Origin of the sequence: Nocardia stercoris (assembly GCF_003696265.1) — a bacterium.
GTDB lineage: Bacteria > Actinomycetota > Actinomycetes > Mycobacteriales > Mycobacteriaceae > Nocardia > Nocardia stercoris.
This window is the reverse complement of the sequence record NZ_RFFH01000018.1, coordinates 15,346-40,424: the sequence shown is the minus strand read 5'-3', so window position 1 is coordinate 40,424 and position 25,079 is coordinate 15,346. Positions and strand designations below refer to the sequence as shown.

Here is a 25,079-nt window from a genome sequence, read left to right as displayed (position 1 = left end):
TTCGCTTCCGCATGCATCGGCGGCGTTGTGGCGCCCTACTTGCCGACTGCGCCGAGGTCCTGCTTGTCGACCTGTTCGAACGGCACATGCGTTGCGGGGTCGAGGATCTCGGCCAGGTGTTGCTGGATCAGTTCCGGCGTGAGGTCTGTGCTCGTGAAGCCGGTGTTGAATCCGAGCACCAGCCGCTGTACCTCGCCGCCTTGGGCTTGGAGCACCTCACCGTTGATCGCGCAGTCCTGATGGGCCAGATACGCCACCACCGGGCTGACCAGCGAGGTTGGCAGGTTGTCGCGCATGAACTGCTTGAACTCCTCGGAGATGTCGGCCTCGTCCGACATCCGGGTCGCGGCGGTCGGAGCGATCGCGTTGACCTTGATACCGACCTCCGCCCCCTCCAAGGCGAGGGTCCGGGTGAAAGCGAAGATCGCGCCCTTCGCCGAGACGTACGGGGTCTGCTGCGGGAAACCGATCAGTGTGGGGGAGGTGGTGTTCACGATGCGCCCCGATCCGCTCTGCACCAGGTGCGGCCAGGCCGCGGCGGTGACACCGGCGGTGCCGAAGAAATGCACTTCCATGTGCTGCCGGATCGACGGCAGCACATCGGGGCCGAACGGGCGCGCCTGATTGATACCCGCGTTGTTGACCAGGATATCGAGGCGGCCGAACGCGTCGATCGCCGTCTGCACGATGGCTTCCGGGTTCTCGGTGACCGAATCGAAGTTCGCGACCGCGCGTCCGCCCGCGGCCACGATCTCGGCCACCACCTCCTCGGCGGGCGTCGCGCTCGCCCCGGTGCCCTGGGCGGATCCGCCCAGATCGTTGATCACGACCGCCGCACCGCGGGAAGCCAGGAACTTGGCGTGCGACGCGCCGAGGCCACGCCCCGAACCGGTGACCACGGCAACGCGTCCGTCGAACGACAACATCTGTTTCTCCTCCATCAGTTCGTTGCCGGCAGCATGACCGCGACCATCGTCACGGGCTTGTCGGTGCGGTTGCTCCAGGCGTGTTTGATACCCCGGTTGATCACGGTGTCGCCGGGGCGAAGCAGGGTCTCGCCGGTCTCGTAGATCGCATAGATCTCGCCGTCGAGGATCGTGGCGATATCGATCGTCTCGGTCGCGTGCAGACCGACGATGCCATCGCTGTCGGCATTGGCGTCCTCCCCGTGCAGATTCCCGATCGACTCGGTGTAGACCGCGGAATCGATCTCACTGTCCGGCGGGAACGTCGCGAGCCGGACCACCAGCCCTTTCGCCGGCGGATCCAGCTCCACATCGGCGGACAGCGTGTCGTCGTCGGCGTACCGGCCGGGCAGGGAGTCCATCCGCCAGACGTCGTTGACTGTGAACGCCGGAAGGGCGACGCGGGTGGCCGAAACCTCGTCCGCGACGATCGTCGACCTGCCGTCGCTGTCCACGCCCGCGATCACTCTGCGCGCGGTCTTGTTCAGATGTTCACCACTCATGAAGGTCCTTCCTTCGGAAATGCACTGTGCTTCCGGCGAGAAACCGCCGGAAGTCGAACATTCCGATCATCGGTCCCGGATTTGCCGTGAAGTGTCCGGATATCTGGACACTCGGTGCGTTACAACGGCCACTGCATGTGCTTGATCTCGAAGAATTCGCGCAGTCCTTCCTCGCCGCCCTCGCGCCCGATCCCGCTGTAACCCGGTCCGCCCCACGGCGCGTCGGCGCGCATCCCGCCGCCGCCGTTGATCGTGACCGTGCCCGAGCGAATCCGGCGGCCGAAGGCGACAGCTTCAGCGGTCGGGCCCCAGACGTTTGCGTTCAGCGCGTATTTGGCGTCGTTGGCCAGCCGGACGGCGTCGTCGAGATCGGTGTAGGGCAACACCACACCGACAGGTGCGAAGAGTTCCTCCTGCGCGATTTCCGCCGCGTTCGATACGTCGGTTACCAGCGTTGCTTCGAGGAAGAACCCGGCGTCCAGACCCGCCGGGCGGCCTCCGCCGACCGGTAGTTGCGCACCCGATTCGGCGGCGCGGGACAGGAAGCCCTCGACCTTCGCGCGGTGTTCGCCGGTGATCAACGGTCCCAGGACGGTGTCGGGTGCCAGCGGGTCGCCGATCGGGAGACCGCGCAGAAAGGCCGCCGACCGCTCGACGTATTCGTCGAAGTCCGCCTGTGGCACCAGAGTTCGCGTGGTGGCACCACAGGCCTGGCCGCTGTTGCGGGTGAATCGAAGCACCGAGGCGGGGACCGCGCGCTCGAGGTCGGTGCCGGGCAGCACGATATTCGGCGACTTGCCGCCCAGCTCCAGCACGACCTTCTTGATAGTCGGCGCCGCCAAGGCGAGGATCTTGCTGCCCACCGCGGCCGAGCCGGTGAAACTCACCATGTCGACCTCGGGTGACTCGACCACCAGAGTCGTGGTTCCCGGCGGACCGAACACCAGATTCACTGCGCCGGAGGGAAATCCGGCTTCCTCGAACATGCGGACGACGGCAGTGGTCAACAGGATCGCGCGCGGCGAGGTGACCAGCACGGTCGAACAGCCCGCCGCCAGTGCGGCCCCCAGCTTGTAGGCGCACATCATGACCGGCACGTTGTAGGCGACGATGGCGGCAACCACGCCCACCGGTTCCCGCACCAGCATCCCGCTGGAGGTGATCGGATCATGGTCGAGGGGCAGCGGTTGTTCGTAGCCGTCGCGGGGCCCGCGGATGGCGGCGTCGGCGAACCAGCGAAAGAATTTGGCCGGCAGATCCACGTGCAGGGTGGTCGCGCTGCTGATCGGGGTGCCGACTTCGATGGCGGCCAGATGTGCGATGACATCCCGGCGTTCCACGAGCAGATCCGCGAGCCGGTGCAGCAGCGCGCCCCGGTCGGCGGGGCTCAGCCGGCGCCACTCACCGCCGTCGAAGGCGCGCCGCGCGGCGGACACCGCGGCGGCCACCTGCGCCGGGCCGGTCGACGGCGTGAGGGCCAGTTGCCGGCCGGTGGTGGGATTGATCGACGTGATCGGCTCACCGTCACCGACGACCCAGCGGCCGTCGACGTAGCTCGCGGCCGCACCCATCAAGGCAGTCATGCGTAATTTCCTTGTCCTGTCACGCGGCCGGCGCGTAGCGGCGCGCGGTCGCGCGGTCGTCGTGGATACGTCCCTGCAGTGACAGGACGTCGAGGTGGGCCTCGATTTCCATGACCGCGAACAGTTGATGCTCTGGCAACAACTCCGTCAGCCGCAGTCGGTGATGCGTCCACGGCAGGACGGCGGCGATATCGTGGGCGCTCGTCACGCCCGCGCCGACCTGTTCGAACACCTCGTCCAGTCGGCGTCGGTGATGGTCGAGCAGGGCGTCGACGCGCGCGTGGGAGCTGCAGGTCACCGGGCCGTGTGCCGGTAGCAGCGCCGTGTCGGGTAGGCCGCTGATCAGATGCAGCGACTCCAGATACGAGCGCAGCGGATATGGTTCGGGCGCCTGCTCGACGCCCAGGGATGGGGTGATCTGCGGGAGAATGTGATCGCCGGAGAACAGGATTCGGGTCTCGGGGTGGTGGAACACCACGTGCCCGCGGGTATGTCCGGGCGTCGCGATCACTTCGAGCGCACCGCGGCGCAGCGGGATCACCGCGCCGTTGTCCAGCCATCCGTCCGGCGACCCGAAGGGGAGCTCGTCCCATTCTGTCGGCCCGGTGTCCCAGGCGTAGCGCGGTGTGGCTTCCGCTGCCCCGCGGCGCGCCAGCGGCTGGTTCGGGAAGCGGCCCGCCACGTCGAAGGCGTCGATGCTGTGGCGTTCCTCCCGTCCCGTGAACAGCTTGCAGCCCAGAGTGTCCCGCCACGCGTACGCCTGGGTGTAGTGGTCGGCGTGATGATGGGTGGCCAAGCAGATCGCGATATCGGCGAGGTCGTAGCCCAGTTGCCGCAGTGCGGCGCCGACGGCCCGCTCGGTGTGGGGAGACGCCCAGCCGGGATCGATGAGAATCAGGCCCTCGTACGCTTCCAGCAGATAGGCGTTCACGGCCGGGAGGCCGTCGATCGGTAGCGGCAGCGGGATTCGGTGGACGCCACGCACGACCGGGTGCGCTCCGGGTTCGGTCCAGTCCTCGGGCTGGGACACAACGGTCGTCATGGGCAACACCTCTGTCGCGGGTAGATCAGCTCAACGCCTTATGCATGATATATTATATGTGTACAAAGTGGTCGCTGTCACCCTCGCGCCACATATCGGACCCTCGTCCGAAGGTCGTATGCGAATCGGACCGGCGGCCGATGTCTGCGACTTCGATCCGGGCGATCGTTGGTATCGGCGCCGCGATGCGCGGCAGCAGGGAAAGGATCTCCGTTCGTGTCGAAGACCATCGTCGAACAATTGGCCGATTTCACCGCGGGAGTCGATTACGACCGCCTCCCGGGGGAGGTCGTCGTCGAATGCAAACGCATCCTGCTCGATTCGATGGGCTGCGGTCTGGGCGCGGTCGACCAGCACAAGGGGAAGATCGGGATCGACTACGCGCGGCTGGTCGGTGGCACCGGCGGGGAGGCGACGATCATCGGCACTCCCGACCGCGTGACGGTCCTCGGTGCCGCCTTCGCCAACGGGGAACTCATCAACGCCCTGGACTTCGACGCGGTGCTCCCGCCCGGCCATGTGACCCCGTACGTGCTGCCGCAGACGATGGCGGTGGCCGAGAGTCGGGGGCGTTCGGGCCGCGATGTGATCGCCGCGATCGCGCTCGCGCACGAGATGTCGTTCCGGTTCTACAAGTCGGTCGACTACTTGCGCGACCGCACCGACACGGAGATGAACCTGTCGCCGGTGCTGGGATACAGCAACACCGTCTTCGGTGCCACCGCGGCGATCGGAAAACTCGAGGGCAGCACCCCGGAGGTGATCTCCCACGCGCTGGCGATCGCGGCCGCCACCTCCCCGGTGAATTCGATGCGCTCCTGGCTCGCGCACGCGCCGACCGCCACGATCAAGTACTCGCTGGCGGGCGCCCTGACCAACGCTTCGTTGACCGCGGCGTATCTGGCCGAGCTCGGCCACCGCGGTGATCTGCCGGTCCTCGACGACGCCGAATTCGGCTACCGTCGCTTCATCGGGACCCGGCGCTGGGAACCGCACAACATCACGGCCGGCCTCGGTGACGAATGGCTGTTCCCCGCCGAGCAGACCTTCAAGCCGTACCCGCACTGCCGGATCCTGCACGCGCCGCTGCACGCCCTGACCGAGATCGTGGTGGACAACGACCTGAAACCGGAGGAGATCGACGCGATCCGGTGCTGGGGCGAGGCCGCGGTCCTGCATCCGCTGTGGCTGAGCAATGCCATCGAACACACCCACGACGCGCAGTTCAGCATCGCCCACGGTCTGGCCGTCGGCGCGCATAACATCACCCCGGGCAAGGCATGGCACGATCCGGAACTGGTCTTCGGTCGTTCGGTTCTGGATCTGATGGAGCGCGTCACGTTCCAGCCGCACCCGGACTATTTCCGGGCGCTGTCCGCGCATCCGTCCGCCCGGCCCGCCCGGATCGAAGTAGACGCTCGCGGAACGACTTTCGTCGCCGATCGGCTGTATCCGAAGGGTAGCCCGACGCCGGATCCGGAAACGCGGATGACCGATGCCGAGCTGATCGCCAAGTTCCGGGTCAATGCCGAAGGCGTCCTGGAGGATTCGCGGCAGGATGACATCGTCGACGCGGTCTTCGGTCTCGAGCGGATCGACGACTTCGCGCCGGTCATGCGGCTGCTCGGCACCCGGTAACGGCAGCGCCGGCGGCGGCTCAGCGGATTCGCGAGCCGTTCGCCTGGCGCAGCCAATACGCCACGGCCTCGGCCCGGTTCGCCGCACCCAGTTTGCGGAGGATGTGGGTGACGTGGGTCTTCACGGTGCCCTCGGAGATCGACAGGGTGCGGGCGATCAAGCGATTCGGTTCGCCCGCGGCCAGCAGTTCGGCCACCTCGGCCTCTCGCGCCGACAGCAGCGGATGGGTCGGGGCGGACACCGGAACCGGTTGCGGCACGGCGATGTTCGCGTCGATGCTGAGGCGCTCCATGCCGCGCCGGAGATCGGCGAGGCCGTCGAGCACGCGCAGCCGGGCCACCGCGTGGCCCAGCCCTTCGCCGAACAGGTCCAGGACGGCGCGATCGGTGGCGTCCACATCCCGGTACGGGTAGCAGTCCCCGTGGACGAGGCCGATCACGGTGTCGCGCACCACGAGTGGCGCAATGGCATACGACGACGCCTGCGAGATGCGGACCAGTTGCCGGTCCACGCGTGGATTGCGCTGGACATCGAACACCAGCCCCGGCCGCGCCCGGGCGACGACGTCCGACTCCACCAAGGTGCCGTCGAGCCGACGGGGACTGCTGCGGCCCGCAGCCACCATTTCCGCCGCCAGCCGGGGATTGCCCACTACATGCATGGTGTGCAGGTTCCACACCGATTCGTCGACCGTGGACACCAGCGTCCGGCCGAATCCGAGGGTCGACAACTCCTCGGGTGCTCGGGTCAGCAGTTCGTCGACCGAGGTGGCGTCGTGCAGCCGGCCGAGGGCCTGCCGCACTCCGCGCAGCAGGTCGGTTCCGGTGCGGGCGCGCAAATCGGCGATCCGGTGCTCCGCGGAACGGATCCGGTCCAGTAGTGCGGTCAGGACGGCGATGCGGTCCGGTGCCGCTCGGATCAGCTCGGTCAGCGTCTCGTCCCACAGCTGCCGCAGCAGTGCGTCGGCCGTGCGGGCCCACGCCGGGTCCGCGGCCGGAAACTCGCGGTCCAGGAGGGCTGTCGCGTCCGCCGCCAGTTCGCGCAGGAGTTCGCCGAGTCCGGTGCCGAGGTCCAGTTCACGCCGGGGCGCACCGATCGGTTCGTCCACTCCACACCTCCGTCCAACGGAAAATATTATATCAAATCGAACCGTAGCTTCGCGGCGAGACGGCGTCTCGGTGTCCGCCGAAAGTCGTAGCCGAATCCGACCGGCGCGGGATGCCGCCGGGCTGTGTGCCGGGCCACAGTATGGGGACCCGGCGGCGCCCGCACTGCGCCGCGGGTTGCCGGTGGGTCGGCCCGGCTGCGAATGCGACCGTCGTCGTGAAGTCGAACCATCGCCGGGTACAGCGGTGTGCGCGAGGAGAGAAATCATGGTCTGGCAGGACAATGTCACGAAACTGTTCATCGGCGGGCGGTGGCTCGATCCGGCGACGTCGGACACCATCGACGTCGTGTCGCCGTACACCGAACAGGTCGTGGCCACGGTGGCCGCGGCCGCGGCACCGGATGTCGACCGCGCGGTCGCGGCGGCCCGGCAGGCGTTCGACCACGGGCCGTGGCCGCACCTGACGGTGGCCGAGCGCATCGCCGCGCTGGCCCCGATCAGCGCGGCCCTGGGGGAGCGGCAGGAGGAGATCGCCCAGACCATCACCACCGAGATGGGTAGCCCGATCACGTTGTCGCGCGGCACCCAGTCCCTGGGCGCGAAACTGCTGCTGGACGCCTTCCTCGAGCTGGCGCCCCGCTACCCGTGGAGTACCGTCCGGCGCTCGAGCCTCGGCACCGGGCTGGTGACCAGGGAACCGGTCGGCGTGGTGGCGGCCGTGATCCCGTGGAACATGCCGTTGCAGATCACCATGCTCAAGGTGGCTCCGGCGCTGCTGGCCGGCTGCGCGGTGATCCTCAAGCCCGCGCCCGAGGCTCCGCTGAACGCGTACCTGTTCGCGGAACTGGTGGCCGCGGCCGGGCTGCCCGACGGGCTGGTCAGCGTCCTGCCCGGCGGGCGGGAGGTCAGCGAATATCTGGTGACCCACCCGGGCGTCGACAAGGTGTCGTTCACCGGGTCCACCGGCGCTGGTCGCCGGGTCGCCGAGTTGTGCGGGCGCGACCTGAAGCGGGTCACCCTGGAACTGGGCGGCAAGTCCGCGGCGGTCGTGCTCGACGACGCCGACCTGGATCTGGTGATCGGGCAGATCCGCAAGCTGTCCATGCGCAACAACGGCCAGGCGTGCAGCAACAAGACCCGGATCGTGGTGGCCCGGTCACGCGCTGCCGAATTGGTCGAGCGCATGGTGGCCATGGCCGAATCGATGCCGGTGGGCGATCCGGGCGACCCCGACACCGAGATCGGTCCGCTGGTCGCGGAACGGCAGCGGGATCTGGTGGAGAGTTACATCGAAATCGGCCGCAACGAGGGCGCGAAGCTGGCTGTCGGCGGCGGGCGACCGGCCGGGCTGGACCACGGCTGGTTCGTCGAACCGACGATCTTCACCGGTGTGGAACCTGGCATGCGGATCGCCCAGGAGGAGATCTTCGGCCCGGTGCTGTCGGTGCTGAGCTTCGCCGACGAGGACGAGGCCGTCGCGATCGCCAACAATTCCAGCTTCGGCCTCAACGGTTCGGTCTTCGCCGCCGACGACGAGCACGCGCTGGCGGTGGCCCGGCGAATCCGCACCGGCACCGTGGAACTGAACGGTTTCGTGGTCGGATTCCATTCCCCGATCGGTGGATTCAAGAACAGCGGGATCGGGCGCGAGACCGGTCTCGAGGGCTTCGATGCCTATACCGAACTCAAGTCCTACGGTTTGTCGCCGGCCTTGGCCGACGCTCGTTCCTGAGGAGGCCGCAGGCGGCCTGACCGCGGTTGGCCGCCTGCGGCTCGCGCGCAGCTCCCCGCCGTTCGTACCGGCCCGGTACGCCCGGCCGGGCGCTGAGTATATTGTATATTATCTACGAAATCTGTGCGATCGGATGAATCGCACGAATGCGCGAGGAGGCGTGATGAAACCGTATCGGTCGATGCTGTTCGTACCCGGGCACAAGGCCGCGTGGGCGGACAAGGGTGTGGCGTCGGGCGCGGACGCCCTGATCCTCGACCTCGAGGACTCGGTCCCCGCGGCGGACAAGGTACAGGCGCGCGCTACCGTCGCCGCGACGATCGACCGGCTGCGGGGCGCCGGGGTGCGACCGGAACTGTGGGTGCGGGCCAACCCGGCCGACACCGGCCTGCTCGCCGGCGATCTGGAGGCGGTCGTACGGCCCGGGCTGCGTGGTCTGTTCCTGGCCAAGATCTGCTCGGCCGCCGACATCGTGCGCCTGGACGGCGTGCTGACCCACCTCGAGGAGCGGGACGGGCTGGAACCCGGCTCGATCGAGTTGATCGTCTCCTTCGAGACCGCCACCTCGATGGCCCAGTGTGAGCAGATCGCCGCCGCGAGCCCTCGGGTGGCGTCGCTGCTGGGTGCCACCGGGCCCAGCGCGGACGTGGGCCGTTCGCTGGGCTTCGAATTCACCCCCGAAGGCATGGAATCGCTGTACCTGCGCAGCCGCCTGGTCCTCGCCGCCCGCTCGAACGGCATCGACCATCCGGTGACCGGAGTCTGGCAGGACATTCGCGACCTCGACGGCTGTCGCACCTTCTGCGTGGACAACCGCCGCCTGGGCTACCGCGGCCTGGTGGCCATCCACCCCTCGCACGTTGCCGTCGCCAACGAGGTGTTCGCCCCCACCCCCGACCAGATCGACGAAGCCCACCGCATGATCGCGGCGTTCCGCGCCGCCGAGGCGTCCGGTAGCGCGGCAGTCGATTTCGAAGGTCAGCACATCGACATCGCGCATGTGAAGACCGCGGAGGCGCTCATCGCTCTGGCGGAGGCCGTCGCCGCCGTGTGATTCCGCGGGCGGGGCTACACGCCCCGCCCGCTGCGGTCGTCGCGGGCCGAACAGCAAGTGCGCCCGGCACCTTCAACGCAAGGTGCCGGGCGCTTGTCGATCTCGACCGGTGTTCGCAGGAGTACACGCGGACGGCTCCAGCTCTGTACCGGCAGGCGGTGCCGAGCTGGAGCCGGCGGGGAGCGGTCAATCCACGATCAGGACCAGGGATTCGGCGACGCAAGCGGGTTTCGGGTCGCCGGCATCGACGACGGTCCGCAGTGTCACGGTGGCGCCGGTGGGTCCTTCGGTGACATCCGTGACGGTGACCGTGGCACGCAGATCGCTGTTCACCCGAACGGGCGAGGGGAAGCGGACTCTGTTGAGCCCGTAGTTGATTCGGGCGGACCCGAACGCGAATTCGTACACCGAGGTGCCCAGGGCAGGGAGCAGGGACAGACTGAGGAAGCCGTGGGCGATGGTGGTGCCGTAGGGGCCGGTGGCCGCGCGGCCGGGATCGGTGTGAATCCACTGGCCGTCACCGGTCACGGCCGCGAAGGCATCGATGTGCAGCTGGCCGACGTGTACGGCGGCGCCGGGGCCGAGCGGCTGGCCGATGGCCGCCTTGACCTCGTCGAGGGTAGTGAAGACGTGAGTCACGATGCTCCTGTGGTCAGATCGACGGTGGCGTGTGGGCCGCCGGATTCGCCTCGGGGACCGAATAATTCGAGGGCGATCCCCTCTGGGCCGGCGGTGGTGCGCAGCAGGGCGCGGTCCCCGCAGAACAGGGGAGCGCGACCACGATGCTTCAGTGTCGTGACGGGCAGTCCACCGGCCAGCCGGTGGGTCTCCAGCAGCGCCAAGGCCTGCAGCGGCCCGTGCACGACCAATCCCGGATAACCTTCCACCGCAGTGGCATACGGCCAGTCGTAGTGGATGCGGTGGGCATTGGCCGTCGCCGCCGAGAAGCGCATCAGCAGGGTCGGGTCGGTCCGCAAATCCCATGTGGTGTCCGATATCCGGTGCAGGGGCGGACCCGGTTCGGTGTGCACCGCGGGCGGTTCTGGCGCCGGGCCGGTCCGCGGGGGTGCCGCCTCCCGGTAGATCAGGTCCTGGGTCTCCTCGACCGCGAGTCGATCCGATTCGTCGAACAACCGGATCGAAGCCCGCACGACCACCAATCGGCCGGTGCGCCCGTCTTTCTCGGTCACCGAGAGCACCTCGGCCTCCCGGCGCACCCGACTGCCGACCGGCAACGGCCGAAGGAACCGTGCCTCCCCACCGGCGAACATGCGCCGCGGCAACGTGATCGGTGGCAGGAAGTCCCCGCGCCGTGGGTGTCCGTCCACCCCGAGCGACCCCGATGGCGACCACCGGGGCAAGGCCACCCAGTGCCACAGCGGTGGGAGCGGATCACCGGCCGCCGGGACCGGCAGCCCGTCGTCGAACAGGGCCGCCAGCGCGGAAACCGGTGCCGGATCCAGCAATTCGAACGAGGTCTCGGTATATGGCCGCCACACCGCCGCAGCGCCGTCGGTACTCACATGAACCGCCCGCCGGTCACTTCGAGCACCGTGCCGGTCATGTACGACGACAGGTCCGAAGCCAGGAACAGGGCCACCGAGGCGATCTCGCTCACCTCGCCGGCGCGGCCCATCGGGATCTCGCCCATCTTTGCCTCCCAGACCTTGGCGGGCATGGCCTCGGTCATGGCGGTGCGGATCAGGCCGGGCTGGATCGCGTTGACCCGGATGCCCAGGTGCGCAAGCTCTTTCGCGGCGGCCTTGGACATGCCGACGATTCCGGCCTTGGCGGCCGAATAGTTCGTCTGCCCGGCCAGTCCGATCTTGCCGGACAGCGAGGACATGTTGACGATGGTGCCGCTGCCGCGCTCGCGCATGATCGCGGCGGCCAGCCGGGTGCCGTTCCACGTGCCCTTGAGATGCACGCTGATGACCTGGTCGAACTGTTCCTCGGTCATCTTCCGCATGGTCGCGTCCCGGGTGATTCCGGCATTGTTGACCATGATGTCGACAGGGGAGAAGGCGGTCGCGGCGGCGTCGAGCAGCGCCTGGACGTCGTCGGCGACGGTGACATCGCAGCGCACGCCGTGGGCGACGGTGGCCCCGCCCAGCCGTTCAGCGGCGTCCTTCGCGGCACCCTCGTCGATGTCGCCGACGACGACGCGCGCGCCCTCGGCGGCGAAGCGTTCGGCGATGGCGTAGCCGATTCCCTGTGCCGCTCCGGTGATGACGGCGGTCTTGTCCAGTAGCAGTGGTCCGGGCATGGGGTGGTTCCTATCGGTTGTCGGTGGGGATGCGTTCGGCGAGCGCGGAGATCCGGCGAGCGCGCTCGAGGACGGGCTTGTCGACCATGGTGCCGTCCACGACGGCGACCCCGGCTGTGGTGTCTGCGGCCAAGATGCGCGCAGCCCAATCCTGTTCGACTGCAGTGGGATACAGCGCACGCGCGGCGGGTTGGAGCTGGCGGGGATGGATGCAGAGCTTGCCGGTCATGCCCAGGCGGCGGCCGTAGCGGGCGTCGTCGGCGACCTGCTCCGGATCGTCGATTCCGGCAGTCACGCCGTCGACCGGGCCGGGCAGCCCGCCGGCCGCGGCGGCCAGCACCAGGGCGTGCCGGGCTGCGGCCATCGCCTCCCGGTCGGCCGGGTCGACACCGAGTTCGGCGGCCAGGTCGAAGGTGCCCAGGGCGAGCCGGTGCACCCCGGGCACGCCGGCGATCGCCTCGGCTCGCAGCACGCCGTTCGCGGTCTCGATCAGGGCGATGAGCGCCGAGTTCCGGCCCAGCAGTCCGGCGGTGCGCGCGATGGTGGCGGGCTTCTCGGCCTTGGGCAGCATCACTGGGCAACCGAGTGCCGCCATGGCGATCAGGTCGTAGTCGTGCCACGGTGTGCCGACCGCGTTGATGCGGACCGCGCACGAGTTCCCGGCAGTGACCCATTCGGCGACATGCGCACGGGCCGTGTCCTTGTGGTCGGGCGGCACCGCGTCTTCGAGGTCCAGGATCACCAGATCGGCGCCCGCGGCGGCGGCTTTGCCGAATCGCTCGGGCCGGTCGCCGGGCACGAACAGCAGGGTGGCGGCGCCGCGCACGCGCGCGGCCGGGTCCAGCGCGGTGGTCATGCGCGCTTCTTCGCTTGCCGGACCAGGGCGCCGCCGATGATGAGCTTCTGGATCTCGCTGGTGCCCTCGTACAGGCGCAGTAGCCGCACATCGCGGTAGATGTGCTCGACGGGCACCTCGCGCATGTAGCCGGAGCCACCGTGGATCTGCACCGCGTGGTCGGCGACCTTTCCCACCATCTCGGTGCAGAACAGCTTCGCCACCGACGGCAGCACCCGGCGGTCGGCGCCGGAGACGTAGGCGGCCGCAGCTTCCCGGACCAGCGCGCGGCCGGCCGAGACGCCGGTCTGCTGCTCGGCGAGCATGGCCTGCACCAGCTGGAAGTCCCCGATGGGGGTGCCGCCCTGGGTGGCGGTCGCCGCGTAGGAAACGGATTCGTCGAGGCAGCGCTGCGCGGTGCCGACCGCCAGCGCCGCGATGTGGACCCGGCCGCGGGCCAGCGAACTCATGGCGGCCTTGTACCCGACGTCCTCGGCGCCGCCCACCAACGCCTCGGCCGGCACCCGGACGTCGGTGAAGGTGACGTCCGCGGTCCAGGCCCCTTCCTGCCCCATCTTGGCGTCCTTCGGGCCGACCTGGACGCCGGGCGTACCGGCCGGGACCAGGAACACCGCGATGCCGGGTCCGTCCGGCCCGGGCTCGGCGGTGCGGGCGAAGACGACGAACAGGTCGGCCAGCGGTGCGTTGGTGATGAATCGCTTCTGCCCGTCGATGATCCAGTCGTCACCGGCGCGTCGTGCCTTGGTGCGCAGGCCGGCCGGATTGGAACCCGCCCCGGGCTCGGTGAGCGCGAAGGAGGCGACCACGTCGCCGGAGGCGATGCGCTCCAGCCATTGCTTGCGCTGTGCGTCGGTGCCGTAGTTGACCAGGACCTGGCCTGCGATGCCGTTGTTGGTGCCGAACATCGAGCGCAGGGACAGGCTGGTGTAGCCGAACTCCATGGCCAGCTCCACGTCCTGGGTCAGGTCCAGGCCCAGGCCGCCCCATTCCTGCGGGATGGCGTAACCGAACAGGCCCATCTCGGCGGCGGCCCGCCGGATGTCGGCGGGGATGGCATCGGTGGCCAGGATCTCCGGTTCGCGCGGAACGACTTTCGTTCGGATGAACTGGCGGACCTGGGCCAGGATCGGCGCGAAATCCTCGGCGCTGACGTCGGACACGGTCGGCTCCCTTCGAGCGGGTTCTCAGTGGATCAGCATGTGATATTATATATAATACGTCTGGAAGCAAGCGGTGTGCGCGGCCGGTTGCATTGCATACATAATATATTTTCGCATAAGCTACTGATGGGCACCCGGCGGCGCTGCCGGGTGCGGCGAAAGGACATGACATGCCGGGTTTGTACCTCGAGGAGCTGGAGCCGGGGCTGGTCATCGACCACCCGACCCGCCGCACCGTCACCGAAGCGGACAACACGTTGTTCAGTGTGATGACACTGAATCTGGCGCCGCTGCACCTGGACGCGGAGTACAGCAAGAACTCGATCTACGGCCAGCGCTTGGTCAACAGCCTGTTCATCCTCGGTCTGGTCTCCGGCATCACCGTGCCGGAGACGACTCAGGGCACCACGCTGGGCAACCTCGGCTTCGAGAAGATCACCTTCCCCAAGCCCGTGTTCCACGGCGACACCATCCACGTCCGCACCGAGATCGTCGACCGGCGCGAATCCAAGAGCCGGGGCGACTCCGGCATCGTCACGTTCCGCCACCTGGGAATCAACCAGCGCGACGAGATCGTCTGCGACGCACTGCGAGTCGGCCTGATGCTCAAGCGGCCCGCCGAGCAGGCCTGATCGAGAGGCAGCGATCTGATGGCAGATGTGCAGCAAGCCGAAGGCCTGGCATGGGTGCCGGGCGCCACGGTGCGCGAGCGCAGCCGGCTGCTGGCCGCGATGCGCGGCTGGGGGCTGGGATCCGACGCGGCCGCGGTCGCGGAACTGAACCGGCGAGCCGACGCCGATCCGGACTGGTTCTGGCGAGCGACGGCCGCCGATCTCGGTGTCGAGTTCACCGTGCCCTTCGACCGAGCGGTGGACGAATCGGCGGGTAAGCCGTTCCCGCAATGGTTTCCGGGTTCGCGGATCAACATCGCGCAGCTGTGCGCGCACCGACACGCGATCGGCGAACGCGCCGACCAGCTCGCGGTGATCTACGAAGGTGACGACGGTCAGCGCCGCACCCTGACCTTCGCCCAGCTGGACACCGAGGTCAGGCGTTTCGCGGCCAACCTGCGCGAGCTCGGTGTCCACCGCGGTGACCGGGTGGCGCTGTTCATGCCGGTGGTGCCCGAAGCCGCGGTCGCCTACCTGGCGATCGCCATGCTCGGCGCGGTCTCGGTACCGACCTTCAGCGGCTACGCCCCCGACGCGCTGGCGACCCGGCTGCAGGACTCCGAAGCCGTCGCGCTGGTGACCGCCGACGGGACCACCCGGCGCGGCAAGATGGTCGAGCTGAAGGCGACCGCCGATGCGGCCCTGGCGGATTCGCCGTCGGTGCAGACGGTGGTGGTGGTCCGCCATCTGGGCGCGCAGGTGCCCATGACCCGCGGCCGGGACGTCTACTACGACGAATTGGCTCGTGACCCGGAGCCGATCGAGACCGTCGAGACCGAGGCGAACGATCCACTCACCGTGGTCTACACCTCGGGCACCACCGGGCGGCCCAAGGGCATCGTGCACTCGCACGGTGGCTTCGCGATGAAGACGGCGGTCGACTTCGCCTACGGTTTCGACGTTCACGCCGGGGATGTGGTCTCCTGGGTCACCGATCTGGGCTGGCTGGTCGGCCCGATGCTGATGACCGGTCCGCTGCAGCTCGGCGCGACCATCGTGATGATCGAGGGCCTGCCGACCTATCCGACCCCCACCCGCATGTGGGAGATCGTGCGCCGCAACGGAATCACCGTTCAAGGCATCGCGCCGACCGCGGCGCGGGCGCTGAAGGCCGCCGGTGCGGCCGCCCCGGCGATGGACACCCTGCGCACCTTCGTCTCCACCGGTGAGGCCTGGGACGAGCCGACCTGGTGGTGGTTGTTCGACGAAGTCGGCGGCCGGCGCGTCCCGATCGTCAACTACAGCGGCGGCACCGAGATCGGCGGCGGCCTGCTGATCGGTTACCCATTCCTGCCCATGGCGGCAGCGGCGTTCAACGCCCCCCTGCCGGGCGTGGACGCCGCGGTGTTCGGCGACGACGGGCACCCCGTGGTCGGCGAGATCGGGGAACTGGTGGTACGCAACACCTTTCCCGGCATGACGCACGCGTTCTGGAACGACCGCGACCGCTACCTGGACACCTACTGGAACCGGTGGCACGGCATCTGGGTACACGGCGACCTGGCCAGCGTCGACGAGCACGGCATGTGGCGCATCCACGGCCGGTCAGACGACACCCTGAAACTGTCCGGCCGCCGCGTCGGTCCCGCCGAGATCGAGGCGTCGCTGTTGCGGGACAACAGAATTGCCGAGGTCGCCGTGATCGGCGTCCCCGACGAACTGCGCGGCCAGCGAGCCGTCGCCTTCGCCGTGCTCCGCGACGACGGCCCCGTACCGGCGGACCTGCAGGAGACCGCCACCGAGCACGCCGGTCGATCCTTCGCACCCGAGGTCCGTGTCGTCGCCAGTCTGCCGAAGACCAAGAACGGCAAGATCATGCGGCGCGCCATCCGCGCCCGCTACCTCGGGAGCTCGCCGGGCGACCTGTCCGCACTCGACCCCACCACCCCGCTCGAGGCCATTCCCGTTGCGGGCGAACACGATCAGGAGAACGCACTGTGACCACCGTGGAAGCCGAGGACAATATCGAGGTCGTCCGTCAGGCGACGCGAGACCTGGCCCGCCGGTTCGACAACAACTACTGGCTGGACAAAGACCGTAAACACGAATACCCGTGGGAGTTCGTGAAGGCCTTCGCCGCCGGTGGCTGGCTGGGTGCCATGATCCCCGAGGAGTACGGCGGGATCGGTCTGGGTCTGCGCGAGGCTGCGGTGATGATGGGGGAGATCGCCGCCTCCGGCGGCGGTATGAGCGGTGGGTCCGCGATCCACTTCTACGTGTTCCCGCCGGCACCGATCGTGAAATACGGCTCGGAGCAGATGAAGCGCGAATACCTGCCCAAGCTGGCGGCCGGTGAGCTGCTGATGGCGTTCGGCGTCACCGAACCCACTGCGGGCGTGGACACTTCCCGGATCAAGACCAAGGCCACCAAGGTCGACGGTGGCTGGGTGATCAACGGGCAGAAGGTGTTCATCACCAACGCCCAGAACGCCCAGAAGATCCTGCTGCTGGCCCGCACCTCACCGCGCCGCGACGACAAGCCGCTGTGGGGCATGTCCCTGTTCTTGTGCGACATGGACCGCTCGGCGATCACCGTGCGCGAGATCGACAAGCTCGGCCGCGCCGCCATCGACACCAACGAGTTGTTCATCGACAACTTGGAGGTGTCCGACGACCGGCTCGTCGGCGAAGTCGACAAGGGCTTCTATTACCTGCTCGACGGCCTGAATCCCGAACGCATCGTGGTCGGGATGGAGGGCATCGGCCTGGGCCGGGCCGCCCTGGAACTCGCCACCGAGTACGCCAAGAACCGCGTTGTGTTCGACCGGCCGATCGGGCAGAACCAGGCGGTCGCCCATCCGCTGGCCGACTCGTGGATTCGGCTCGAAGCCGCCGAGGGCATGGTGATGAAGGCAGCCGAACTCTTCGACCGGGGCCTGCCCTGCGGTCCCGAGGCCGCCGCCGCCAAATATCTCGGTGCCGAAGGCGGATTCGAAGCGTGTGACCGTGCCTTCTCCACCCTCGGCGGGTACGCCTATGCGAAGGAGTACCACATCGAGCGGTTGTGGCGGGAAGTGCGGCTGCTGCGCAACGCGCCGTTCTCGCAGGAGATGGTGCGCAACTACATCTCTCAGCAGGTGCTCGGCCTGCCGCGCTCCTACTGAGAGGTGATCCGATGACGGGACCGTTGCACGGGGTCCGGGTCCTGGTGCTCGCGGGCATGGGTCCGGTGCCGTACGTGTCGATGTTGCTGGCGGACATGGGCGCCGACGTGGTTCGGGTGGTGCGCCCGGTGCACCGGTCCGCGCGGGCGCTGGAGCAGACCGACGGGCTGACCGCGGAACTCGACGTCGTCAACCGTGGCGTGACGTCGGTGCCGGTCGATCTGAAACACCCGGCCGGGCGCGAGGCGGTGCTGCGGTTGGCCGCGGCCGCCGAGGTGTTCGTCGAGGGTTTCCGGCCCGGTGTCGCCGAACGGCTCGGCCTCGGTCCCGTCGAGGTCACCTCCCGCAATCCGCGGCTGGTGTATGCCCGGCTCACCGGGTACGGGCAGACCGGCCCGCGAGCGGAGGACGCGGGGCACGACATCAATTACGTGGCCCAGTCCGGGGTTCTGCACGCGTTGGCGCCCGCCGGCGGCGCGCCGCGCCCACCGGTCAACCTGCTCGGCGACTACGCCGGCGGTGGGGCATTCGGCGCGTTCGGCATCGCCTGTGCGCTGGTGGCGGCACGCACCACCGGCCGCGGCCAGGTTCTCGATGTCGCCATGGTCGACGGTGTCGCGCTGCTGAGCGCCAAACTGCAGGGTCTGCGCGCCGCCGGGCTCTACTCCGACGAACCGGGAACGAACTTCCTGGACTCGGGTGCGCCGTTCTACGACACCTACCGGTGCTCGGATGGTCGCTATCTGGCGGTCGGCGCGCTGGAACCGGACTTCTACCAGGAGTTCGTCAGCCGTCTCGGCGTCGACACCGCCGAGTGGCCCGCGCAGAACGACCGGGTGCGCTGGCCGGAACTGCGCGAGCTCGTCGCCGCCGCGCTGGCCCGGCGCACCCGCGCCCACTGGGAGGAGGTGTACCGGGGCACCGACGCCTGTGTCAGCCCGGTTCTCACCTTCGAGGAGGCGGCTGCCGACCCGCACAACGCCGCCCGCGGGTTGTATCAGCGGGTGGGCGGCGTGCTGCATCCCGCACCGGCTCCCCGCTTCGGCGACACGCCGGCTCGCGCCCCGTCGGCACCGCCGTCGGACACACAACAGGTGGCCGACGTCGCGTCCCGGTGGGACGCCGAACCGGCCGAAGAGCCGGCCACCACAGCCACCGTGTACCGCATCAGGTAACGAGAGGATTGAATGTGCCTGGATACGAAGACTTTTCGTCGCTGACGATCGATCGCCCCGTCGACGGGGTGCTGCGGATCGTGCTTGACTCCCCGAATCTGAATTCGGTGGGCCCGGTCATGCATCAGGAACTGGCCGACATCTGGCCGGTCGTCGCCCGGGACGAATCGGTGCGCGCGGTCCTGGTGCGCGGGGCGGGGGAGCGGGCCTTCTCGGCCGGCGGGAGCTTCGACCTGGTCGAGGACATGATCGGCGATCACGCGTCGCGGACCCGGGTCATGCGCGAGGCGCGCGACCTGGTGCGCAATCTGATCGAAGTACCCCAGCCGATCATCTCGGCGATCAACGGTCCCGCGGTCGGGGCGGGACTGGTGGTGGCGCTGCTGGCCGATATCTCGGTCGCCGGGCGCCGGGCCAAGATCGTTGACGGGCACGTCCGGCTGGGGGTCGCCGCCGGTGATCACGCCGCGATCTGCTGGCCGCTGCTGTGCGGCATGGCCAAGGCGAAGTACCACCTGCTGACCAACGAGGTGATCATCGGCGAGGAGGCCGAACGGCTGGGCATGGTGTCGCTGTGCGTCGACGACGACCAGGTGCAGGACCGGGCGCTGGAGCTGGCGATCCGGCTCTCGACCGGGTCGCGGGCGGGTATCCAGGGCACGAAGATGGCGCTCAACGGCTGGTACCGGCAGGCCATGCCGATCTTCGACGCCTCACTGGGGCTGGAGTTCTACGGTTTCGGCGGGCCCGACGTGATCGAGGGCGTCGCCTCGCACCGGGAGAAGCGGGAGCCGAAGTTCCAGTGAGCGAACAGTATTCGTCCGGCCCGCTGGCCGGCATCACGGTTGTCGGCCTGGAACAGGCGATTTCGGCGCCATTGTGTACCCGGCATCTGGCCGATCTCGGCGCGCGGGTGATCAAGGTCGAGCAGCCCGGGTACGGGGATTCGACCCGGCACTACGACACCGTCGTCGGCGGGATGTCGGCGCATTTCACCTGGCTGAACCACGGAAAGGAGTCGGCCGCACTGGATCTCAAGGATCCGGCCGACCTGGATGTGCTGCGCAATCTGCTCGCCGCCGCCGACGTGCTGGTGAGCAACCTGGGGCCGGGTGCCCTGGACCGCCTGGGGCTCGGTGTCGATACGCTCAGCCGTGATCACCCGCGGCTGATCATCGTCGACATCTCCGGCTATGGCAAAGGCGGTCCACAGGACCACAAACGGGCCTACGATCTGCTGATCCAGGCCGAGGCCGGCTCGTGTTCCATCACCGGAACCCCCGGGCATCCCGCCAAGCCAGGCATCCCGATCGCGGACATCGGGACCGCGCTGTACGCCTACTCGGCGGTGCTGGCCGCGCTGTACGACCGGGAGCGGACCGGGCGCGGTGCGGTGATCCCGCTGGCGATGCTCGACACCGTCGCGGAGATGATGGGTTTCGCGCTGAACCAGGTGCTGCACGCGGGGACCGAACCGGTCCCGGTCGGTATGGGCTCGCCGATGATCGCGCCCTACGGTGCCTACCGGACCGCCGACGACCAGGTTGCGGTGCTGGGCACGACCAGCGATCGGGAATGGCGGCGGCTGGCCGGCCTGATCGGGCGGCCGGAAGTGGCCGACGATCCACGCTACGCGCACAACGACGACCGGGTCCGGTGCCGCGCCGAGCTGGACGAGATGGTCGGTCAGTGGTGTGCCACACGAAGTCTCGCTGATGTCCAGGCCGAGGCGGACGCCGCCGGTATCGGCAACGCGCGCTTGAACGGGGTGGCCGAGCTGGCTGTCCATCCACAGCTGGGTGCCCGGGACCGGTGGCGTGCGGTGGGGACGCCATCGGGGCCGGCGCCGGCCCTGGTGCCTCCGGCACTGGCCATCGGATGGCCGGTGCGGCACGGCTCGGTCCCCGCTCTGGGCGCCGACACCGCCGCGATCCGAACCGAATTCGGCACAGCGGCCCACACCACATAGAAGATATAATATTTTCTATGTCGAATCCGTTCGGTTCGCAGAGCTCGGCGCCGGTCAGCCTGAAAACGGCCGCGGCGCAGGAGATCCGCCGCCGCATCTTCTCCGGTGAACTGCGTCCCGGCGACAAGATCGACCAGGACGCGATCGCCGGCTGTCTCGGTGCCAGCAAGTTGCCGGTGCGCGAGGCGCTGATCACCCTGGAAGTCGAAGGCGTGGTGGAACTTCCGCCTCGGCGCGGTGCCTATGTGGCCCGGCTGAGCCGCGACGACGTACGCGACCACTACTGGATTCTGGGGGTTGTGTCCGGGCTGGCTGCGGCCCGGGCGGCTGCCGAGATCACCTGTGCTGTGTTGGACCGGCTGGACGCCCTGCTGGATCGGATGGAGACCACCGGGTCCAGTCCCGAGCGGGAGCTGCTCAACTTCGAGTTCCACCGCGCCATCAACCGGGCGGCCGGGTCGCGGCGGCTGATCTCCGAGCTCAGGGTGCTGGGATCTGCTGGGCCGCACGGGTTCTATGAGGCGCACCACGATTGGCCCGAGACGGCCGACCGGGATCACCGGGAGATCGCAGCCGCACTGCGGGCGCGCTCGGTGTCTGCGGCACGCAGCCTGACCGAAGCGCACTTCCTACGCGGCGGCAACCGTGCGGTGGAGATGCTGGAGTCGCGGGGCTTCTGGTTCGCCGCCGACCGGGGCTGAGCGATCACGTTCGCGCGGAACTCCCCCAAGTCGGCGGATGATATTATATTTTATGTATGACAACCTGGAAGGGGTGCGTCGAGGATGAGCCTCACGGCCGATGAACAGCAGATGGTGGACCTGGTCGCCGAATTCGTCGCGGAGCGCGTCCGTTCCCGGGTGCGCGAATTCGAGCAGGACGACATCTATCCCGAGGCCTTCATCGAAGAGATGAAGAAACTGGGCTTCTTCGGGTTGCTCGCACCCGCGGAACACGGTGGGGTCGACGTGAGCACCGCCTGCTTCGCGATGGTCACCGAACAGCTGGCGCGCGGCTGGATGAGCCTGGCCGGCGCCATCGGCGGCCACTCCGTGATCACCTACCTGATCAAGACATTCGGTACTTCCGAGCAGCAGGCGAAGTATCTGCCGAAGATGGCCGACGGCTCGATCCGCGCGACCATGGCCCTCACCGAACCCAGCGGTGGTAGCGACCTGCAGGCCATGCGCACCACCGCCGTGCGCGACGGCGACGGCTGGTCGATCAGCGGATCGAAGACCTGGATCTCCAACGCCGCGCACTCTGGGCTGATCGGGCTGCTGTGCATCACCGACCGCGACGCCACACCGGCGCACCGCGGCATGAGCGTGCTGCTGGTGGAACCCGGTGACGGACTGATCATCTCGAAGAAGCTGCCCAAGCTCGGCTACCGCGGAGTCGAGGCCTGCGAGCTGGTGTTCGACGGCCGCCGGGTGGGCCCGGACGCGGTGCTCGGCGGCGAGCCGAACCAGGGGTGGAACCAGATGATGCGCGGACTAGAGGTGGGCCGCATCCAAGTTGCCGCCCGTGCGCTCGGCGTCGGCCAGGCCGCCCTCGACGCGGCGGTGAAGTACGCCCAGGAACGCGAATCGTTCGGCAAGCCGATCTGGAAACACCAGTCCATCGGCAATCTGCTCGCGGACATGGCCACCAAGCAGCAGGCCGCCCGGTTGCTCACCCTCGACGCCGCGCGCAAGCTGGACGCGGGCGAGCGCGCCGACATGGAAGCCGGAATGGCGAAACTGTTCGCCTCCGAAACCGCCATGCAGATCGCGCTGGACGCGGTCCGGATCCACGGCGGCTACGGCTACTCCAAGGAATACGACGTCGAGCGGTACTTCCGGGACGCCCCCCTCATGATCGTCGGCGAGGGCACAAACGAAATCCAGCGCAACGTCATTGCCGCGCAACTCGTTTCGCGGAACAAGATCTGACCGGATTGGAATTTCGACCATGACTTCCTCCCTCCGTCGTGCCGCGCTGGTGGCACCCACCCGCACCCCCGTCGGGGCCTTCGGCGGATCGCTACGGGACGTGCCCGTCGAGGATCTCGGCGCCACAGTGGTGCGGGCGGTCGTACAGCGCTCGGGCATCGACCCCGAGCGCATCGACGACGTGGTGTTCGCGCAGTCCTACGCCAATTCCGAGGTGCCGTGTGTCGGCCGCTGGCTGGCCCTGCACGCGGGCCTGCCGATCTCGGTGGCCGGAATGCAGCTGGACCGCCGGTGTGGTGGCGGGCTGCAGGCCCTGATCACCGCCGCGATGATGGTGCAGACCGGCGCCGCCGACGCCGTGCTGGCCGGCGGCGTGGAGTCCATGAGCCGCATCGAGTACTACTCGACCGCGACCCGCTGGGGCGCCCGCGCCGGCACCGTCCGCCTCTACGACCGCCTGGACCGCGGCCGCGAACGCTCACAGCCCGAGCAGCGTTTCGGCAAGATCTCCGGCATGATCGAGACCGCCGAGAATCTCGCCGCAGACTACGGTCTGGGCCGGGAAGCCGCGGATGTCTTTGCGGCACAGAGTCATCGGCGTGCCGCCGCGGCCTGGGCTGCGGGACGATTCGCCGACGAGGTTGTGCCCGTGACTGTTCCGCAGCGCAAGGGCGACCCCGTGGTGTTCAGCGCCGACGAGGGTGTCCGTCCGGACTCCACGCCGGACACGCTGGCGAAGCTGCGCCCGGTCACCCCGGGTGGCACCGTCACCGCGGGTAATGCCGCGCAGCAGAACGACGCCGCCGCCGGGATGCTGGTGGTCGCCGAGGACCAGCTCGACGCTCTCGGCCTGGAACCGATCGGCTTCCTCACCGGCTGGGCAGCCGCCGGCTGCGAACCGTCCAGGATGGGGATCGGACCGGTCCCCGCCGTCGCCCGCCTGGCCGCGCGCCTGGGCACCGACACCACCGCGCTGCTGGAGTCGATGGACCTGGTGGAGCTGAACGAGGCGTTCGCCGTCCAGGTCCTGGCCGTGCTCGAGGGCTGGGGCTGGAAGGATCAGGACCGCTTGAATGTCAATGGTTCCGGCATCTCCCTCGGCCATCCCATCGGCGCGACCGGCGCCCGCATGGTCACCACGCTGCTGCACGAACTGAAGCGCCGCGGCCTGTCCCGCGGCCTGGCGACCATGTGCATCGGTGGCGGCCAGGGCCTGGCGGCCACGTTCGAGACCGCCTGAGTTCCCGGCCGGCGAGGGCTGTGACGCGAATTCTGTCAGTCCTCGCCGGCCGGAGACCGGCCATCGCTCAGCCAGATCGTGTTTCCGCCGGCCTGCTTCGCGCGGTACATCGCAAGATCGGAATTGTGCAGCAAGGTGGCGAAATTCCACCCCGGTGAGCGCCGCTCGGCGGCCGCCACTCCGACGCTGACGGTTACCGGCTCGACGGCCCGCTCGATCGCACGGCGGACCCGGTCGGCCTCGCCGGCCGCGGCCGCCGGACTCACCTGGGCGGCGACGACGAACTCCTCTCCGCCGGTGCGGGCGACCACGGCGCCGGGTGGTCGTTCGGCGCGCAGACAGGCCGCGATTCGGGTCAGCAGGCGGTCGCCTTCCGCGTGCCCGAGGGTGTCGTTCACCGCCTTGAACCGGTCGACGTCGACGGTCAGCACGGTGACGGGGTCGTGATCGTGCGGGCCTAACCATCGCGAAACGTAGCAGTCCAGACCACGACGGTTGAGCAGTCCGGTCAGTGGATCGGTCATGGCATCGACGCGCAAGCCCCAGCAGCAGAAATGGATAGTGGGCAGCAGGCCCGCTGTCAGGCCGCCCATCATCATCATGGCCGACAGCCAGGCGATATTGCCGCCACCTTCGCTCATCATGCGGTACCCGGACACTGGCACGATCACCGCCAGCGACCATCCGGCGTGCGCGATCAGGATCCGCGGACCGTGGAAGACGGTCAGATATCCGCCGACGGCGATCAGCCCGAGCACACTCAGCGAACCGAAGAAGCCCCACGTGTCCACGAGGGTGCTGGCGCCGATCAAGCCATCGGCGAGGGCCATCAGGGCCAGCGACGTGCGCTCACCCGGCCACGGCCCGACCGTCCAGTACACGCCCCACAGCAGGCCGACCACCATATCGACGATCAGCACCACAGCCAGCGCGTGATGTGCCGCCGACCAATTCAGTGCCGCGATCACGGTCATTCCGAAACCCGCCGTCGCCACGACCGGTTTCACCGGAGGCAACACGCCGCGCCGCTCGAGGGTTCGAATCAGCCACCGATAGTCCAGCGGATCGTTCCACCAAGC

General features: G+C 68.6%; 23 protein-coding genes. 12 read left to right on the top strand and 11 right to left on the bottom strand.

The window, feature by feature from the left end:
- Positions 1 to 35: 35 nt before the first annotated feature.
- The 4 genes from EBN03_RS28385 to EBN03_RS28370 all read right to left on the bottom strand — a co-directional run bounded on the left by EBN03_RS28385 (position 36) and on the right by EBN03_RS28370 (position 4,093).
- Positions 36 to 926, bottom strand: coding sequence for an SDR family NAD(P)-dependent oxidoreductase (locus EBN03_RS28385; RefSeq protein ID WP_158675763.1), 891 nt, complete (start codon positions 924 to 926; stop codon positions 36 to 38).
- A gap of 14 nt (positions 927 to 940) precedes the next feature.
- Complete coding sequence (locus EBN03_RS28380; RefSeq protein ID WP_122191225.1) at positions 941 to 1,468, bottom strand: cupin domain-containing protein; 528 nt, start codon at positions 1,466 to 1,468, stop codon at positions 941 to 943.
- Between the two features lie 119 nt (positions 1,469 to 1,587).
- Positions 1,588 to 3,051: an aldehyde dehydrogenase family protein gene (locus tag EBN03_RS28375; protein ID WP_122191224.1), complete on the bottom strand. Its 1,464-nt coding sequence runs from the start codon at positions 3,049 to 3,051 to the stop codon at positions 1,588 to 1,590.
- 19 nt (positions 3,052 to 3,070) lie between these two features.
- Positions 3,071 to 4,093, bottom strand: a complete 1,023-nt coding sequence (locus EBN03_RS28370; RefSeq protein ID WP_122191223.1) for an MBL fold metallo-hydrolase — start codon at positions 4,091 to 4,093, stop codon at positions 3,071 to 3,073.
- A gap of 216 nt (positions 4,094 to 4,309) precedes the next feature.
- Here EBN03_RS28370 and EBN03_RS28365 point away from each other — a divergent pair, with 216 nt between their 5' ends.
- Positions 4,310 to 5,731, top strand: a complete 1,422-nt coding sequence (locus EBN03_RS28365) for an MmgE/PrpD family protein (RefSeq protein ID WP_122191222.1) — start codon at positions 4,310 to 4,312, stop codon at positions 5,729 to 5,731.
- A 19-nt stretch (positions 5,732 to 5,750) separates the two neighbouring features.
- On the opposite strand, the gene EBN03_RS28360 is transcribed toward EBN03_RS28365, so the two are convergent.
- Positions 5,751 to 6,839 (bottom strand): LuxR C-terminal-related transcriptional regulator, encoded by a 1,089-nt coding sequence (locus tag EBN03_RS28360; RefSeq protein ID WP_158675762.1) that lies wholly within the window; start codon positions 6,837 to 6,839, stop codon positions 5,751 to 5,753.
- 265 nt (positions 6,840 to 7,104) lie between these two features.
- On the opposite strand from EBN03_RS28360, the gene EBN03_RS28355 reads away from it, so the two are divergent.
- Both EBN03_RS28355 and EBN03_RS28350 read left to right on the top strand, forming a co-directional pair.
- Positions 7,105 to 8,571, top strand: coding sequence for an aldehyde dehydrogenase (locus EBN03_RS28355; protein WP_122191220.1), 1,467 nt, complete (start codon positions 7,105 to 7,107; stop codon positions 8,569 to 8,571).
- A 163-nt stretch (positions 8,572 to 8,734) separates the two neighbouring features.
- Positions 8,735 to 9,625, top strand: coding sequence for an HpcH/HpaI aldolase/citrate lyase family protein (locus EBN03_RS28350; protein WP_122191219.1), 891 nt, complete (start codon positions 8,735 to 8,737; stop codon positions 9,623 to 9,625).
- Positions 9,626 to 9,811: 186 nt separating this feature from the next.
- Here EBN03_RS28350 and EBN03_RS28345 read toward each other — a convergent pair whose 3' ends face one another.
- The 5 genes from EBN03_RS28345 to EBN03_RS28325 are packed head-to-tail and all read right to left on the bottom strand — an operon-like array spanning position 9,812 to position 13,907.
- On the bottom strand, positions 9,812 to 10,264 hold the full coding sequence (locus tag EBN03_RS28345) for a MaoC family dehydratase (RefSeq protein ID WP_122191218.1): 453 nt from the start codon (positions 10,262 to 10,264) through the stop codon (positions 9,812 to 9,814).
- Positions 10,261 to 11,148 carry a MaoC family dehydratase N-terminal domain-containing protein gene (locus EBN03_RS28340; protein WP_122191217.1) on the bottom strand — a complete coding sequence of 296 codons (888 nt, stop codon included), beginning with the start codon at positions 11,146 to 11,148 and terminating at the stop codon, positions 10,261 to 10,263. The genes EBN03_RS28345 and EBN03_RS28340 overlap by 4 nt, the downstream gene beginning before the upstream one ends.
- The gene (gene fabG, locus EBN03_RS28335; RefSeq protein WP_122191216.1) at positions 11,145 to 11,891 is read right to left on the bottom strand and encodes a 3-oxoacyl-ACP reductase FabG; all 747 of its coding nucleotides are present in this window, start codon (positions 11,889 to 11,891) and stop codon (positions 11,145 to 11,147) included. The genes EBN03_RS28340 and fabG overlap by 4 nt, the downstream gene beginning before the upstream one ends.
- Positions 11,892 to 11,901: 10 nt before the next feature.
- A complete protein-coding gene (locus tag EBN03_RS28330) occupies positions 11,902 to 12,747 on the bottom strand; it encodes an HpcH/HpaI aldolase/citrate lyase family protein (RefSeq protein ID WP_122191215.1) in 846 nt (281 codons plus the stop codon).
- Positions 12,744 to 13,907: an acyl-CoA dehydrogenase family protein gene (locus EBN03_RS28325; protein WP_122191214.1), complete on the bottom strand. Its 1,164-nt coding sequence runs from the start codon at positions 13,905 to 13,907 to the stop codon at positions 12,744 to 12,746. Before EBN03_RS28325 ends, EBN03_RS28330 begins: the two co-directional genes overlap by 4 nt.
- Before the next feature lie 170 nt (positions 13,908 to 14,077).
- Here EBN03_RS28325 and EBN03_RS28320 point away from each other — a divergent pair, with 170 nt between their 5' ends.
- The 9 genes from EBN03_RS28320 to EBN03_RS28280 all read left to right on the top strand — a co-directional run bounded on the left by EBN03_RS28320 (position 14,078) and on the right by EBN03_RS28280 (position 24,000).
- A complete protein-coding gene (locus EBN03_RS28320; RefSeq protein ID WP_122191213.1) occupies positions 14,078 to 14,539 on the top strand; it encodes a MaoC family dehydratase in 462 nt (153 codons plus the stop codon).
- 18 nt (positions 14,540 to 14,557) lie between these two features.
- Positions 14,558 to 16,519 (top strand): AMP-binding protein, encoded by a 1,962-nt coding sequence (locus EBN03_RS28315; protein ID WP_122191212.1) that lies wholly within the window; start codon positions 14,558 to 14,560, stop codon positions 16,517 to 16,519.
- Positions 16,516 to 17,682, top strand: a complete 1,167-nt coding sequence (locus EBN03_RS28310) for an acyl-CoA dehydrogenase family protein (RefSeq protein WP_407671253.1) — start codon at positions 16,516 to 16,518, stop codon at positions 17,680 to 17,682. Before EBN03_RS28315 ends, EBN03_RS28310 begins: the two co-directional genes overlap by 4 nt.
- Positions 17,683 to 17,693: 11 nt before the next feature.
- The gene (locus EBN03_RS28305) at positions 17,694 to 18,857 is read left to right on the top strand and encodes a CaiB/BaiF CoA transferase family protein (protein ID WP_122191211.1); all 1,164 of its coding nucleotides are present in this window, start codon (positions 17,694 to 17,696) and stop codon (positions 18,855 to 18,857) included.
- A gap of 14 nt (positions 18,858 to 18,871) precedes the next feature.
- Positions 18,872 to 19,663 (top strand): enoyl-CoA hydratase/isomerase family protein, encoded by a 792-nt coding sequence (locus tag EBN03_RS28300; RefSeq protein WP_122191210.1) that lies wholly within the window; start codon positions 18,872 to 18,874, stop codon positions 19,661 to 19,663.
- Positions 19,660 to 20,826, top strand: a complete 1,167-nt coding sequence (locus EBN03_RS28295; RefSeq protein WP_122191209.1) for a CaiB/BaiF CoA transferase family protein — start codon at positions 19,660 to 19,662, stop codon at positions 20,824 to 20,826. The genes EBN03_RS28300 and EBN03_RS28295 overlap by 4 nt, the downstream gene beginning before the upstream one ends.
- 17 nt (positions 20,827 to 20,843) lie before the next feature.
- On the top strand, positions 20,844 to 21,527 hold the full coding sequence (locus EBN03_RS28290) for a GntR family transcriptional regulator (protein WP_122191208.1): 684 nt from the start codon (positions 20,844 to 20,846) through the stop codon (positions 21,525 to 21,527).
- An 84-nt stretch (positions 21,528 to 21,611) separates the two neighbouring features.
- Entirely contained in the window at positions 21,612 to 22,760 is a 1,149-nt protein-coding gene (locus EBN03_RS28285; RefSeq protein ID WP_122191207.1) for an acyl-CoA dehydrogenase family protein, read from the top strand.
- 19 nt (positions 22,761 to 22,779) lie between these two features.
- A complete protein-coding gene (locus tag EBN03_RS28280; protein WP_122191206.1) occupies positions 22,780 to 24,000 on the top strand; it encodes an acetyl-CoA C-acetyltransferase in 1,221 nt (406 codons plus the stop codon).
- 35 nt (positions 24,001 to 24,035) lie between these two features.
- Here EBN03_RS28280 and EBN03_RS28275 read toward each other — a convergent pair whose 3' ends face one another.
- Positions 24,036 to 24,974, bottom strand: a complete 939-nt coding sequence (locus EBN03_RS28275) for a GGDEF domain-containing protein (RefSeq protein ID WP_147471733.1) — start codon at positions 24,972 to 24,974, stop codon at positions 24,036 to 24,038.
- Between the last annotated feature and the right edge of the window lie 105 nt (positions 24,975 to 25,079).

What these genes read in the sequence shown, in the direction of transcription:
- EBN03_RS28385 (WP_158675763.1), bottom strand. Translation starts at nt 926, where the DNA reads ATGTTGTCGTTCGACGGACGCGTTGCCGTGGTCACCGGTTCGGGGCGT.
- EBN03_RS28380 (WP_122191225.1), bottom strand. Translation starts at nt 1,468, where the DNA reads ATGAGTGGTGAACATCTGAACAAGACCGCGCGCAGAGTGATCGCGGGC.
- EBN03_RS28375 (WP_122191224.1), bottom strand. Translation starts at nt 3,051, where the DNA reads ATGACTGCCTTGATGGGTGCGGCCGCGAGCTACGTCGACGGCCGCTGG.
- EBN03_RS28370 (WP_122191223.1), bottom strand. Translation starts at nt 4,093, where the DNA reads ATGACGACCGTTGTGTCCCAGCCCGAGGACTGGACCGAACCCGGAGCG.
- EBN03_RS28355 (WP_122191220.1), top strand. Translation starts at nt 7,105, where the DNA reads ATGGTCTGGCAGGACAATGTCACGAAACTGTTCATCGGCGGGCGGTGG.
- EBN03_RS28350 (WP_122191219.1), top strand. Translation starts at nt 8,735, where the DNA reads ATGAAACCGTATCGGTCGATGCTGTTCGTACCCGGGCACAAGGCCGCG.
- fabG (WP_122191216.1), bottom strand. Translation starts at nt 11,891, where the DNA reads ATGCCCGGACCACTGCTACTGGACAAGACCGCCGTCATCACCGGAGCG.
- EBN03_RS28330 (WP_122191215.1), bottom strand. Translation starts at nt 12,747, where the DNA reads ATGACCACCGCGCTGGACCCGGCCGCGCGCGTGCGCGGCGCCGCCACC.
- EBN03_RS28320 (WP_122191213.1), top strand. Translation starts at nt 14,078, where the DNA reads ATGCCGGGTTTGTACCTCGAGGAGCTGGAGCCGGGGCTGGTCATCGAC.
- EBN03_RS28315 (WP_122191212.1), top strand. Translation starts at nt 14,558, where the DNA reads ATGGCAGATGTGCAGCAAGCCGAAGGCCTGGCATGGGTGCCGGGCGCC.
- EBN03_RS28305 (WP_122191211.1), top strand. Translation starts at nt 17,694, where the DNA reads ATGACGGGACCGTTGCACGGGGTCCGGGTCCTGGTGCTCGCGGGCATG.
- EBN03_RS28290 (WP_122191208.1), top strand. Translation starts at nt 20,844, where the DNA reads ATGTCGAATCCGTTCGGTTCGCAGAGCTCGGCGCCGGTCAGCCTGAAA.
- EBN03_RS28285 (WP_122191207.1), top strand. Translation starts at nt 21,612, where the DNA reads ATGAGCCTCACGGCCGATGAACAGCAGATGGTGGACCTGGTCGCCGAA.
- EBN03_RS28280 (WP_122191206.1), top strand. Translation starts at nt 22,780, where the DNA reads ATGACTTCCTCCCTCCGTCGTGCCGCGCTGGTGGCACCCACCCGCACC.
- EBN03_RS28275 (WP_147471733.1), bottom strand. Translation starts at nt 24,974, where the DNA reads ATGACCGTGATCGCGGCACTGAATTGGTCGGCGGCACATCACGCGCTG.